Origin of the sequence: Klebsiella sp. 1SOBk10mer (genome assembly GCF_046602535.1) — a bacterium.
GTDB classification, from domain to species: domain Bacteria; phylum Pseudomonadota; class Gammaproteobacteria; order Enterobacterales; family Enterobacteriaceae; genus Klebsiella; species Klebsiella quasipneumoniae.
The window spans coordinates 1-11,404 of record NZ_JBKIUP010000027.1 but is presented as its reverse complement, the minus strand read 5'-3'; the positions used below and the strand labels follow the sequence as shown (position 1 = coordinate 11,404).

At 54.2% G+C, this 11,404-nt stretch carries 13 protein-coding genes and 2 pseudogenes; 8 read left to right on the top strand and 7 right to left on the bottom strand.

What is annotated here, in order from left to right:
* Positions 1–106 precede the first annotated feature (106 nt).
* Positions 107–268: pseudogene (locus ACLH1I_RS25915) on the top strand (aquaporin); the annotation flags it as partial.
* Between the two features lie 49 nt (positions 269–317).
* On the opposite strand, the gene ACLH1I_RS25910 reads toward ACLH1I_RS25915, so the two are convergent.
* Positions 318–815 carry a GNAT family N-acetyltransferase gene (locus tag ACLH1I_RS25910; protein WP_007871777.1) on the bottom strand — a complete coding sequence of 166 codons (498 nt, stop codon included), beginning with the start codon at positions 813–815 and terminating at the stop codon, positions 318–320.
* 331 nt (positions 816–1,146) lie between these two features.
* Here ACLH1I_RS25910 and ACLH1I_RS25905 point away from each other — a divergent pair, with 331 nt between their 5' ends.
* The 6 genes from ACLH1I_RS25905 to ACLH1I_RS25880 all read left to right on the top strand — a co-directional run bounded on the left by ACLH1I_RS25905 (position 1,147) and on the right by ACLH1I_RS25880 (position 5,501).
* Positions 1,147–1,473, top strand: coding sequence for an ArsR/SmtB family transcription factor (locus ACLH1I_RS25905; protein WP_016151350.1), 327 nt, complete (start codon positions 1,147–1,149; stop codon positions 1,471–1,473).
* A complete protein-coding gene (gene arsH, locus ACLH1I_RS25900; RefSeq protein WP_016151351.1) occupies positions 1,470–2,183 on the top strand; it encodes an arsenical resistance protein ArsH in 714 nt (237 codons plus the stop codon). The genes ACLH1I_RS25905 and arsH overlap by 4 nt, the downstream gene beginning before the upstream one ends.
* Before the next feature lie 8 nt (positions 2,184–2,191).
* The gene (locus ACLH1I_RS25895; RefSeq protein WP_016151352.1) at positions 2,192–2,737 is read left to right on the top strand and encodes a sigma-70 family RNA polymerase sigma factor; all 546 of its coding nucleotides are present in this window, start codon (positions 2,192–2,194) and stop codon (positions 2,735–2,737) included.
* 75 nt (positions 2,738–2,812) lie between these two features.
* A complete protein-coding gene (locus ACLH1I_RS25890) occupies positions 2,813–3,175 on the top strand; it encodes an arsenic metallochaperone ArsD family protein (RefSeq protein WP_016151353.1) in 363 nt (120 codons plus the stop codon).
* An 18-nt stretch (positions 3,176–3,193) separates the two neighbouring features.
* Positions 3,194–4,951: an arsenical pump-driving ATPase gene (gene arsA / locus ACLH1I_RS25885; protein WP_016151354.1), complete on the top strand. Its 1,758-nt coding sequence runs from the start codon at positions 3,194–3,196 to the stop codon at positions 4,949–4,951.
* A 121-nt stretch (positions 4,952–5,072) separates the two neighbouring features.
* Positions 5,073–5,501 (top strand): GNAT family N-acetyltransferase, encoded by a 429-nt coding sequence (locus tag ACLH1I_RS25880; RefSeq protein ID WP_004206671.1) that lies wholly within the window; start codon positions 5,073–5,075, stop codon positions 5,499–5,501.
* A 32-nt stretch (positions 5,502–5,533) separates the two neighbouring features.
* Here ACLH1I_RS25880 and arsC read toward each other — a convergent pair whose 3' ends face one another.
* The 6 genes from arsC to ACLH1I_RS25850 form a co-directional block, all read right to left on the bottom strand.
* Positions 5,534–5,959: a glutaredoxin-dependent arsenate reductase gene (gene arsC / locus ACLH1I_RS25875; protein WP_007779002.1), complete on the bottom strand. Its 426-nt coding sequence runs from the start codon at positions 5,957–5,959 to the stop codon at positions 5,534–5,536.
* A 12-nt stretch (positions 5,960–5,971) separates the two neighbouring features.
* Complete coding sequence (gene arsB / locus ACLH1I_RS25870; protein WP_016151355.1) at positions 5,972–7,261, bottom strand: arsenite efflux transporter membrane subunit ArsB; 1,290 nt, start codon at positions 7,259–7,261, stop codon at positions 5,972–5,974.
* Between the two features lie 47 nt (positions 7,262–7,308).
* A complete protein-coding gene (arsA, locus tag ACLH1I_RS25865) occupies positions 7,309–9,060 on the bottom strand; it encodes an arsenite efflux transporter ATPase subunit ArsA (RefSeq protein ID WP_124070637.1) in 1,752 nt (583 codons plus the stop codon).
* Between the two features lie 17 nt (positions 9,061–9,077).
* Entirely contained in the window at positions 9,078–9,440 is a 363-nt protein-coding gene (gene arsD / locus ACLH1I_RS25860) for an arsenite efflux transporter metallochaperone ArsD (RefSeq protein ID WP_004206665.1), read from the bottom strand.
* A 51-nt stretch (positions 9,441–9,491) separates the two neighbouring features.
* Positions 9,492–9,842, bottom strand: a complete 351-nt coding sequence (gene arsR / locus ACLH1I_RS25855; RefSeq protein WP_004206664.1) for an As(III)-sensing metalloregulatory transcriptional repressor ArsR — start codon at positions 9,840–9,842, stop codon at positions 9,492–9,494.
* A gap of 355 nt (positions 9,843–10,197) precedes the next feature.
* Positions 10,198–11,172 carry a sensor domain-containing diguanylate cyclase gene (locus ACLH1I_RS25850; RefSeq protein ID WP_065884158.1) on the bottom strand — a complete coding sequence of 325 codons (975 nt, stop codon included), beginning with the start codon at positions 11,170–11,172 and terminating at the stop codon, positions 10,198–10,200.
* Between the two features lie 112 nt (positions 11,173–11,284).
* Between ACLH1I_RS25850 and ACLH1I_RS25845 the strand changes: the two are divergent.
* Positions 11,285–11,404: pseudogene (locus ACLH1I_RS25845) on the top strand (IS5/IS1182 family transposase); the annotation flags it as partial.

Below are 11,404 nucleotides of genomic sequence, written 5' to 3'. Positions count from 1 at the left end.
CCAATAGTTTTAACGTTCATGATAGCAGCGCTCCGTTCAATGAGTGACGATTTATCGTCCCACTGTGGCACAAGAGATGGGAGGCGACCATTCCATTAACAAAGCCGGGGCAAGCATGAACCCGGCCCGTAGCTTCGGGCCGGCATTGGCCATGGGATACTGGGATAATCAGTGGCTGTACTGGGCCGCTCCGCTGTCTGGCGGGCTTGCAGCTGTTGCGTGCTGCCAGCTGTTTATGCCGCAACTGAAGTCACCCTCACCGGAATAAAGTCCCTTCCAGGACAGAATGCCTCTGATGAACAGAGGCATTCTTTTTTTCAGCAACCCACTGTCCGGCTACGCCTTTCCAGAATGAGAACATCTCTCCATTTTCCGTTCATTTCACCCACTTTTTCCCGGCAGCCGACTTCCCTGAATCCCTGGCTGCGATGTAAAGCAACACTGGCCTGGTTTTCCGGAAAGATGCCAGCAAGTAGCGTCCAGAAACCCGCACCTTCCGAGCCCTTTATCAGCCCGGAGAGCAAAGCCCTGCCTGCGCCTTTTCCCTGAAAATGAGTACTGACATAAATGCTCAGCTCTGCGACACCGCGGTATGCATGCCGGCGGGAAAAAGGAGATAGCGCAGCCCATCCCACCACTCTGTTATCAACAGTGGCGACGTAGCGGCAGTCCTGAAGATGCCCTTCATTCCATTCCAGCCACTCAGGTGCTGCGGTCTGAAAGGTGGCGTTCCTTGTTGCAATTCCTTCCTGATAAATTTCCCTGACTGCACACCAGTCCTCTTCGTGCATTTTTCTAATGATGATCTCTGCCATTTCTCTGTACCGTATGTTTGCTGTATTCATAGGCAGTCAGAAAACGAGCCTGCCTGGGCTTCCCGGCGGCGGGACATAATGCGCCCGTCAGCAAAGGATGAAGGTCATTTCATTTTTAGCGGGAATCGGTTTCTACTGTGACGGATTCATATGCATTTTTCCATATATATTGTGACGTACCTCATTTCTGAGAGGTATAAACACCGATCATGTTTTCTCCATGCCGCGTAAGTGTAAGGCCCCGGAGATGGAGTCATATTATGGACGTGGTTGCGCTCACTATATATTTCTATTATTCTGGAAATATAGAAGTAAAATTACGAGGAATGGGATGGAGCTGAAAATCGCCGCGATGGTGCTGAAAGAACTTGGCCACACCACTCGTCTCGATATTTACAAAACACTCGTTAAGGCCGGACGTCAGGGACTGCCCGTGGGGGAACTGCAGCAACATCTCGCCATTCCGGCCTCGACCCTGAGTCATCATCTTTCATCACTGATATCCGTCTCACTGGTTCGCCAGGAAAGGCAGGGGAGAACACTGTTCTGCCACGCCTGTTATGACAACCTTGCTGCATTGATTGCCTTTCTGACAGAAGAGTGCTGTGCAGACGAATATGCCCCGCCTGGTTTTATGTCACCACCGGAGACAAAATGATTGCTGAACTGAAAAATGTTGTTCCTGAGCTGTTTGATACAGGTCTCACCGGGGTCCGCCTGGGTGTAAAGACAGTTGACCATCCTCCCCGGATCCTGATGTTGTACGGTTCCGTTCGAGAGCGGTCCTACAGCCGTCTGGCCACCGAAGAGGCTGCCCGGCTTCTTACCGCCATGGGTGCGGATGTCCGCATCTTTAATCCTTCCGGTCTCCCTCTGCCGGATGATGCAGCGGATACGCACCCCAGGGTTATGGAACTTCGCGAAATGGTGCGCTGGTCTGAAGGGATGGTATGGTGCTCTCCTGAACGTCATGGTGCGATGACCGGCATTATGAAAGCCCAGATTGACTGGATACCACTATCAGAGAGCGCAGTACGCCCTTCTCAGGGAAAAACCCTGGCCGTCATGCAGGTCTGCGGAGGCTCCCAGTCTTTCAATGCGGTAAACCAGATGCGTATTCTTGGCCGCTGGATGCGAATGATCACTATACCTAATCAATCCTCGGTAGCGAAAGCCTGGCAGGAGTTTGATGAAGACGGACGGATGAAACCATCCCCGTACTACGACCGTATTGTGGATGTAATGGAAGAGCTGATGAAGTTTACCCTGCTGACCCGGGAGTATGCAGCGTATCTCGTCGATCGCTACAGTGAACGTAAAGAGTCGGCAGAAGCACTTTCCCGGCGGGTGAATCAGAGCAAAATCTGAGGGCTGGTATGAGTGATGTAACGGCATTCAACAACTGCATGAGCGTGTTCTGGCAACAGCATGAAGCAGAGCTCTCCCGTTTTCTGGCATCAAGGACAGGCGATCGGGAGCAGGCAGCCGATCTGCTTCAGGAAGTCTTCCTGCGCGCCCGGGCCTGTGCAGACCGCTTCTGTGAAATGGAGAACCCGCGGGCCTGGCTGTACCGGACGGCGAGGAATCTGCTGACGGATGAGTACCGTGCCGCCAGAGACGTCGTGGTGCTGGAAGACGAGATCCCGCTGCCTGACGCCTTCCATGATGCGGTTTCAACGCTGGAGATTTGCCTGCCTGAAACCCTGCAGGCCTTACCTGACGAGGAAAGATGGCTGATAGAAGAGGCCGATCTGAACCGGCGTCCCCAGCAGCGCCTGGCCGACGAGCTGGGGATCACGCTGACGGCGTTTAAGTCGCGCCTGCTTCGCGCCCGGAAACATCTGAAGGAGACGATGACGGAACTCTGCCAGGTGGAAGCGGATGATGCGTCTTCCGTCTGCTGCCATAAAAAAATGGATTAACCGCGCATCTTTTTCCCGCCTCACTCGTTTACCTCAGTGTAAAGCCCCATCATTCAACACTGAGGTAAACAGTCCATGTCAAAAATTGAGATCTTTGAAGCCGCAGGCTGCTGTGCGACCAGCAGCGTCGTGGTCAGCGATGAAGCCGTCAAATGGAACTCCAGCGCCGAATGGGCGAAAAAGCATGGTGTGAATATTCAGCTTTACAGCCTGGCAAAGAACCCGCAGCAGTTCCTGAATACGCCCGTCATCAGGGCCTTCCTGAACACGTCAGGAATGGAGTCCCTTCCCGCTACCCTGCTTGACGGCCAGCTGGTGATGGCGGGCAAGCTCCCGTCCCGGGAAGATATCGCCCGCTGGGCCGGTATTTCCCTCACGCAGGACTGGAATGAAGACAGCACGCAGCCGCGCTGCTGCAGCATTCCCCGTATGCCTTAATCCCGGAGGAGCTCAACAATGACGATGCCATTTTTACAGAATATCCCCCCGTTTATCTTCTTCACCGGCAAAGGCGGCGTGGGGAAAACCTCTCTGGCCTGCGCGACGGCGGTATGGCTGGCTGACCAGGGCCGGAGAACGCTTCTGGTCAGTACCGATCCGGCCTCCAATGTCGGTCAGGTCTTCAGCCAGACTGTGGGCCACCGGATCACTGGTATCCGCACCGTGGAAAACCTTGCGGCAATGGAAGTTGACCCGATGGCGGCCGCGCAGGCTTACCGCGATCGCGTGCTCGATCCTGTTCGTGAACTGATGCCTGCCGATGTCATCAGCAGCATTGAAGAACAGCTTTCCGGTTCATGTACCACGGAGATCGCGGCATTTGATGAATTTACCGCACTGCTGACCAGTCATGAACTGCGCGAAAAATATGATCATATCGTCTTTGATACTGCACCAACCGGACACACCATCCGTATGCTTGAGCTGCCGGGCGCCTGGAGCGGGTATCTCGATGCACATCCTGATGCTGCGGCGAACCTCGGCCCTCTGGTAGGGCTGGAGAAACAACAGGACCAGTACGCTGACGCAGTGAAAGCCCTCTCTGATACGGCACTCACGCGACTGGTTCTGGTTGCCCGCGCCCAGGCGTCGACCCTGAAAGAGGTCTCCCATACCCACGAGGAGCTGTCGGCTATCGGTCTGCAGCATCAGCACCTTGCCATCAATGGCGTGCTGCCTCCCTTTGCCGGTGAACGGGATCCGCTGGCGCACAGTATTCTGGCGCGGGAGGAACGGGCCTTACGGGCCATGCCTGAAAACCTCGCGCATCTTCCCCGGTCGATGCTGTATCTGAAGCCTTTTAATCTGGTTGGTCTGGACGCCCTGAGGGCGCTGTTTACAGAGAGCACACCTGTTCTGCCGGATCCGGGAGCCACGCTCACGACGGTCGATTTACCGGAGCTTGCCTCCCTGGTGGAGGACCTCAGCCGGGCGGGAAAAGGGCTGGTCATGACAATGGGAAAAGGGGGCGTGGGAAAAACCACGGTGGCGGCTGCGGTCGCGGTCTCGCTGGCCAGACGCGGTCATAAAGTCCACCTGACCACCTCCGATCCGGCAGCCAACCTGTCTTACACCCTGGATGGCTCGCTGCCAGGCCTTCAGGTTAGCCGTATCGATCCAAAGGCAGAGACTGAGCGCTATCGTCGCTTTGTGCTGGAAAATCAGGGAAAAGGGCTGGATGCGGAGGGACTGGCGGTACTGGAGGAAGATCTCCGTTCCCCCTGCACCGAAGAGATTGCCGTGTTTCAGGCATTCTCCCGGATCATCAAAGAGGCCAACGACCATTTTGTCATTATGGACACTGCGCCCACCGGGCATACGCTGCTGTTGCTGGATGCAACCGGGGCCTATCACCGGGAAATGGTGCGCCAGATGGGGCATGCTCACGATCACGTGATAACGCCAATGATGCAGCTGCAGGATCCGGAGAAGACCAGAGTCATTATCGTGACGCTTGCCGAAACCACGCCGGTACTGGAAGCGGCCGGGCTGCAGCAGGACTTACGCCGGGCCGGGATTGACCCCTGGGCGTGGGTCATCAATAACAGCCTCGCGGCCGCGAAGCCGTCCTCCCCGTTCCTGGTCACCCGTGCCCGTCGCGAACTGCCGCTGATCGACGACGTTGCCGGGCATTATGCACAGCGCATTGCCCTGACGCCACTGCTGAAGGACGACCCGGTAGGCGTGGACCTGCTGGCTGAAATGGCGGGCTGACAGGTGGGGCGACGCCCCACCTCCACTTAAAACATTTCCTTATACAGGTCATAAGATGAAGCGCTTAATCTGCCGTCGCGAATTCCGGTAGTGTGTCAGTCAACGTCACAGGAGTCATACAATGCACATTATCAATGCTGAAGAGCAGCACATTCCCGCCATACGCCGTATTTACGCCCATCATGTCCTGCACGGCACAGGCAGCTTCGAGACGGCCCCCCCGAACACGCAGGAAATGCTTGCCCGGGTGAAAAACGTTCAGTCACGTGGATTTCCCTGGTATATCGCCCTGCAGGGGGGCGGAAAAGCCTTACTCGATCATGCCTTAACATGGGCCCGGTCTCAGGGATACCGCCAGATGATAGCGGTTGTGGGGGACTGTGCGAACGTCGCGTCTGTAGCGCTGCATCTTCGCTCCGGATTTACTGAAATCGGCACGCTGAAGGACATCGGTTTCAAGCATGGCCGCTGGCTGGACACGGTGTTGCTGCAGTGTCAGCTGGGAAAAGGGAGCTGTACGCTGCCGGACAGTCCGGTACCCGGACGCTGAGGCAGGAGAAAGGGGGCATCGCCCCCTTTCGGTTATTTCAGCCGTTTCCCTGCCTCATCTACTACTTTCTCGCCGTCTTCCTTAGCAAATGCGCCTTTTTGCGCATCCGGAAGAATATCCAGTACCACTTCGGAAGGGCGGCACAGACGCGTTCCCAACGGTGTCACCACAATCGGACGGTTAATCAGGATCGGATGCTGAAGCATAAAATCGATTAACTGATCGTCAGTAAACTTATCTTCCGCAAGCCCCAGCTCTTCATAAGGCTCGACGTTTTTGCGCAGCAAAGCCCGGACTGAAATGCCCATATCTGCAATGAGTTTGACCAGCTCATCGCGTGACGGTGGATTTTCAAGGTAATGAATAACGGTCGGTTCATTACCACTGTTGCGGATCATCTCCAGCGTATTACGCGACGTGCCGCAGGCCGGATTGTGATAAATGGTGATGTTGCTCATATCAGTATCTCATTACAAAGTGAAAGAGAGACGTAGCGCCAGCGCTGCCAGCGTTACAAACAGCACAGGCAGAGTCATAACGATCCCGGTGCGGAAATAGTATCCCCAGGTGATGGTCATATTCTTCTGTGTAAGGACATGCAGCCAGAGCAGCGTTGCCAGGCTACCAATAGGTGTAATTTTAGGTCCCAGATCGCAGCCAATCACGTTGGCGTAGATCATCGCTTCTTTGATAACGCCTGTTGCGGTGCTTCCATCGATAGAAAGAGCGCCAACCAGCACGGTAGGCATGTTGTTCATGATGGAAGACAGGAAGGCCGTCAGGAAGCCAGTACCCAGCGTCGCAGCCCAGAGTCCTTTATCCGCCAGTACATTCAGCACACCTGAAAGGTATTCGGTTAGCCCGGCGTTGCGCAGACCGTAGACCACCAGGTACATCCCCAATGAGAAGATGACGATCTGCCATGGCGCGCCGCGCAGCACTTTGCCAGTGTTAATGGCATGGCCTCGTTTAGCTACTGCAAACAGGATCACAGCGCCAACAGCCGCAATCGCGCTAACGGGAATACCGAGCGGCTCAAGGACAAAGAACCCAACCAGCAGAAGTATTAAAACTATCCAGCCGGTTCTGAAGGTTGCCAGATCTTTAATCGCTTTTGCCGGTGCTTTCAGAAGAGACAGGTCGTAAGTCGGTGGGATATCCTTGCGGAAGAACAGATGCAGCATAACCAGCGTGGCAACAATGGCTGCAATATCCACCGGCACCATTACCGACGCATACTCGGTGAAGCCCAGTCCAAAGAAGTCTGCAGAAACGATGTTAACCAGGTTGGACACGATAAGCGGCAGGCTGGATGTATCGGCAATAAACCCTGCAGCCATGACGAATGCCAGTGTCGTGCCTTTGCTGAACCCTAATGCCAGCAGCATGGCGATGACTATCGGCGTCAGAATAAGTGCCGCACCATCGTTGGCAAACAGTGCCGCCACCGCTGCACCAAGCAGAACGATATACGTAAAGAGCAAACGGCCACGACCGTTACCCCAGCGCGAAACATGCAATGCCGCCCATTCGAAAAAGCCGGACTCATCAAGCAGCAGGCTGATAATAATTACGGCAATAAAGGTCGCCGTCGCGTTCCAGACGATATTCCACACCACCGGAATATCGCCCACATGCACAACGCCAGATATCAGAGCCAGTCCCGCGCCCAGCATTGCACTCCAGCCGATCCCTAATCCCTTTGGTTGCCAGATAACCAAAACAATGGTCAGGACAAAAATAGCGCCGGCCAGTAACATAAAACCTCCTGACAGGGCGACTTTGTCGCCCTGTATATGTCAAAAAATTAGCTCATCAACTCTCTGAGCTTTTCAATACCGGCGGGCTCTGACGCCAGCACCGGAACAAGCGCTATACGGTCAGCATGCTGATCCTTAACAGCCTCAATCTGAGGCAATTCCTGATGAGCACGCTGACAAAGCAACGGAGAACGCGTATCCGCAATGGAAAGGCTGTTATTGATAATCCAGCCCCACGGATGAATCCCCGCTCTTTCAAGGTCAGCCTGCAGGTTTGCCGCTTCCAGGACCGGTGTGGTTTCAGGAAGCGTAACCAGCAGAACTTTGGTTCTATCCGGGTCCTGAAGCTGCATCATGGGGGTAGTAAAATGACCTTTACTCCCCATTTTTTTGGCAATATCTCGGTGGTAAGCCCCGGTCGCATCCAGCAACAGCAGCGTGTGTCCGGTAGGGGCGGTATCCATGACAACAAAGCGCTTACCCGCTTCACGAATTACACGGGAGAAGGCCTGAAACACGGCAATTTCTTCTGTACAGGGAGAGCGTAAATCCTCTTCCAGTAACCGTTTCCCTGCTTCGTCCAGATCTCTTCCCTTCGTCTCAAGAACATGCTGGCGATAGCGTTCGGTTTCATCGTGAGGGTTGATGCGGCTGACCTGCAGGTTTTTGAGGCTGCCGTTCAGCGTTGTACTCAGGTGCGCAGCAGGATCAGAGGTCGTGAGATGCACGTCAAATCCCATGTCTGCCAGCCTGACGGCGATGGCAGCAGCCATCGTGGTTTTCCCTACACCACCTTTGCCCATCAGCATAATCAGGCCGTGTTCACTGCGAGCGATATCATCGACCAGGCCAGAGAGAGATAAGTTTTCAGGCGTGTACAGGATATTCGTTACCGGGAGCGGTAATGCCTCAGAACGGGTATCCAGCAGTCCCTTCAATGCTGAAACACCAACCATATTGACTGGCTGGAGTAACAGGGTATCTGTCGGTAGCTCAGATAAACCGGCAGGAAGATTTGCCAGTGCCTCCTGCTCACGTTGCCATATCGCCGCGGCCAGGGCGTCATGTTCAGCTTCGGCTTCAGGCAGCACACCATTAATCACCAGATATTGATTTTTCAGGCCAATCTCAGCCAGTTCCTCATGAGTGCGGGCGACTTCCTGCAGTGTAGAATTTTGCAGTCGTGCAACCAGAACCAGGCGGGTACGTTCAGGATCGGACAAAGCCTCTACCGCATGAGCATACTGCTCACGCTGCTTTTCCAGCCCGGCCATTGGGCCAAGACAGGAAGCACCATCTGGATTACTTTCAATGAAGCTACTCCAGGCACCGGGAAGCTGGAGCAGACGAATCGTGTGGCCCGTCGGCGCTGTATCAAAAATGATGTGATCAAAGCGGGTCAGCAGGGAAGCGTCTGTTAGTAAGCCCGTGAATTCATCGAACGCAGCAATCTCAGTCGTACAGGCTCCTGAAAGCTGCTCGCTGATACTGTTAACAACGTCATCAGGCAAAAGACCTTTGATAGGATCAACGATTCTGGCCCGATATTGCCGGGCGGCTTCCTGCGGGTCAATCTCCAGTGCGGAAAGTGCAGGAACTGCTGTCACAGGGCGAATCGTGTTACCGATAGCCTGATCGAATACCTGACCAACATTGGAGGCCGGGTCGGTACTGACCAGCAAAACCCGCTTACCCTGTTCGGCAAGGCGGATAGCCGTCGCGCAGGAAATGGAAGTTTTTCCTACACCTCCCTTGCCAGTAAAAAACAGGTAAGGCGGGATATTCTGTAAGAATTTCATATGTCCTCCTGACATATTCAGCAACAGGAAGTATTACCACCACAGCAACTGGTGGGAGCTAACCCTACCTTCTCCAGCGGAATACCGAACCAGCGAGCCAGCTCAGCGCGTTTTGGGTATCGCCCAGCCATCACCGTTTCGCCGTCCAGCAACAGCAGCGGAAGCCCTTCTGCGCCGGATGCGTCGAGGAAGGATTTCGCTTTCTCATTGTGAACAAAGCTCATGGGCTGCTGCGCCAGGTTGTAACGTTCAACCTGTACACCACGTTCTTTCAGCCACTGCACATCAGCAGAAAAATCAACCAGAACCTGATCGACATCTGAACCACATACACCGGTACTGCAGCACATTGCCGGGTCAAACACCGTTAACGTCTTCATTCTGAATACCTCATACATTCGAAAAAACACATATGTTCAGGCAAATTTTTTTTAGATGCAAACAGCCTTACCGCTACCAGAGCAGTTTGCCGATGCCAGCTTACGGGCGATGGCCTGTACGTCGTCCTGTTGGCTTAACCAGGCCTGCTCAATCACCTGAGCAGCCCAGGAAGGAATATGCGGGGATAAGCGATAATGAACCCATTTCCCCTGCTTGCGATCCAGCAATAGACCGCTTTCCCGGAGCATTGCCAGATGACGGGAAATCTTGGGCTGGGACTCATCCAACGCCGTGCAGAAATCGCAGACGCACAGTTCTCCCATCTCCCTGAGCAGCAGGACAATACCCAGACGGGTTTCATCGGACAGGTTTTTGAAAAGCTTAAGGGCTGTAAGGGTCATTATTCCTCCTGTTCGGTTGCGTAAAGCATACGCCCGGAGACAAAAAAAACAACCATACATTCGGAAAATCGAATGTGTGAAAGTGTCAGATGACGCTGTCACGCTGGTATACGTCCGTTACTTTCCGGGGAAAATACATGTGTGTTACAGAGATCCGACTTTACCTTTTTTCGGATCTCAGAAGTGGAGAAGAGGAATTATTGCAGCATGGACACAAAAAACGAGTAATTGTTGCGATGAGTGGACTATTGCACCATGAGCAAATATAAATGACTTTATGCGTCCTGCGGTTAAATATATTGTTCATGCCGTCCGGCTGAACCCCGGGTCAGGGGATCAGCCGGGAAGGAGAACGTCACGGTTCTGTTTTCCGCGACAGGGTCTTTCTTTTTTTCTTCAGGTACATCACTTCGTCACATTTACCGATCATCTCCGCCAGTGTCGTATAATGGTCTGCGTTATTGATCAGTTCGCCAAAGGAATAATTGATGTTGTAGGGCTTGCCCGAGGTGTCATTGTAATGTTCGAGACTGGCACTCAGCGCGTGCAGATAAGACTGAGTGTTACCGTTTCGCCGGATCAGGGCGGCAAACTCATCCCCGCCGAGGCGGCCTGCTATTTCACCCGGTTCAAGGTGCTGATGTAAAAAGCCGGCAAAGACCTTCAGCACCTCGTCACCTTCCGCGTGTCCCCAGAGATCGTTAACCGGTTTGAACCTGTCCAGATCGAAATAGATGAGGCTGAACGACGCATCCTGCCGGTTCATTGCGCGGAAGAGTTTTTCGCCGGCGCGGTAAAACCCGCGCCGGTTGGGAATGCCCGTCAGGCTGTCCGTCATGGCCATGCTGATGGCCTCGAATTCGTCCTCCACGATACAGGCCAGGTCCCGGAGGGACGCAATGTCCTCATCCGTGAAGGCGCGGGGAACGGTGTGGATCAGGCACAGCGTGCCGGCCACCGTGCCGTCCGGCAGGCTCACCGGCTGGCCGGCGTAGAACCGGATGTGTGGCTCACCGGTAACCAGGGGATTATCGTGAAATCGCGCATCGGCAGCCGCATCGTGAATGATAAAAGGCCCTTCCTGCAGAATGGCGTGCCCGCAGAACGAAATATCACGTGGAGTTTCGCGCACGCCGACGCCCTGGCAGGCGAGGAGCCACTGGCGCTCGCGATCCAGCAGGCTTATCAGGGCCACCGGGACCTGAAAGGCTTTGCGGGCCAGCCGCGTCAGGCGTTCAAAACGCTCATCGTCACGGGTATCAAGAAGGCCGGTAATATACAGGGACTTCAGCCTCTGTTCTTCATTCTCCGGTATACCGGGTGCCTGCATGTAATCTCCTGGTATGTACAAAGTATATATGCAGATGAAAAGGTGTTTGGATCTGACTGAGTGTAATTATAGTTCACGACGGCTTTGTTGAATAAATCGAACTTTTGCTGAGTTGAAGGAGCAGATCACGCATCTTCCCGACAACGCAGACCGTTCCGTGGCAAAGCAAAAGTTCAAAATCACCAACTGGCCCACCTACAATAAAGCCCTCATCAACCGTGGCTCCATAACT

What these genes read in the sequence shown, in the direction of transcription:
- arsD (WP_004206665.1), bottom strand. Translation starts at nt 9,440, where the DNA reads ATGAAGACGTTAACGGTGTTTGACCCGGCAATGTGCTGCAGTACCGGT.
- arsC (WP_007779002.1), bottom strand. Translation starts at nt 5,959, where the DNA reads ATGAGCAACATCACCATTTATCACAATCCGGCCTGCGGCACGTCGCGT.
- ACLH1I_RS25910 (WP_007871777.1), bottom strand. Translation starts at nt 815, where the DNA reads ATGGCAGAGATCATCATTAGAAAAATGCACGAAGAGGACTGGTGTGCA.
- arsR (WP_004206664.1), bottom strand. Translation starts at nt 9,842, where the DNA reads ATGACCCTTACAGCCCTTAAGCTTTTCAAAAACCTGTCCGATGAAACC.
- arsA (WP_016151354.1), top strand. Translation starts at nt 3,194, where the DNA reads ATGACGATGCCATTTTTACAGAATATCCCCCCGTTTATCTTCTTCACC.
- ACLH1I_RS25895 (WP_016151352.1), top strand. Translation starts at nt 2,192, where the DNA reads ATGAGTGATGTAACGGCATTCAACAACTGCATGAGCGTGTTCTGGCAA.
- ACLH1I_RS25905 (WP_016151350.1), top strand. Translation starts at nt 1,147, where the DNA reads ATGGAGCTGAAAATCGCCGCGATGGTGCTGAAAGAACTTGGCCACACC.
- ACLH1I_RS25880 (WP_004206671.1), top strand. Translation starts at nt 5,073, where the DNA reads ATGCACATTATCAATGCTGAAGAGCAGCACATTCCCGCCATACGCCGT.
- ACLH1I_RS25850 (WP_065884158.1), bottom strand. Translation starts at nt 11,172, where the DNA reads ATGCAGGCACCCGGTATACCGGAGAATGAAGAACAGAGGCTGAAGTCC.
- arsB (WP_016151355.1), bottom strand. Translation starts at nt 7,261, where the DNA reads ATGTTACTGGCCGGCGCTATTTTTGTCCTGACCATTGTTTTGGTTATC.
- arsH (WP_016151351.1), top strand. Translation starts at nt 1,470, where the DNA reads ATGATTGCTGAACTGAAAAATGTTGTTCCTGAGCTGTTTGATACAGGT.
- ACLH1I_RS25890 (WP_016151353.1), top strand. Translation starts at nt 2,813, where the DNA reads ATGTCAAAAATTGAGATCTTTGAAGCCGCAGGCTGCTGTGCGACCAGC.
- arsA (WP_124070637.1), bottom strand. Translation starts at nt 9,060, where the DNA reads ATGAAATTCTTACAGAATATCCCGCCTTACCTGTTTTTTACTGGCAAG.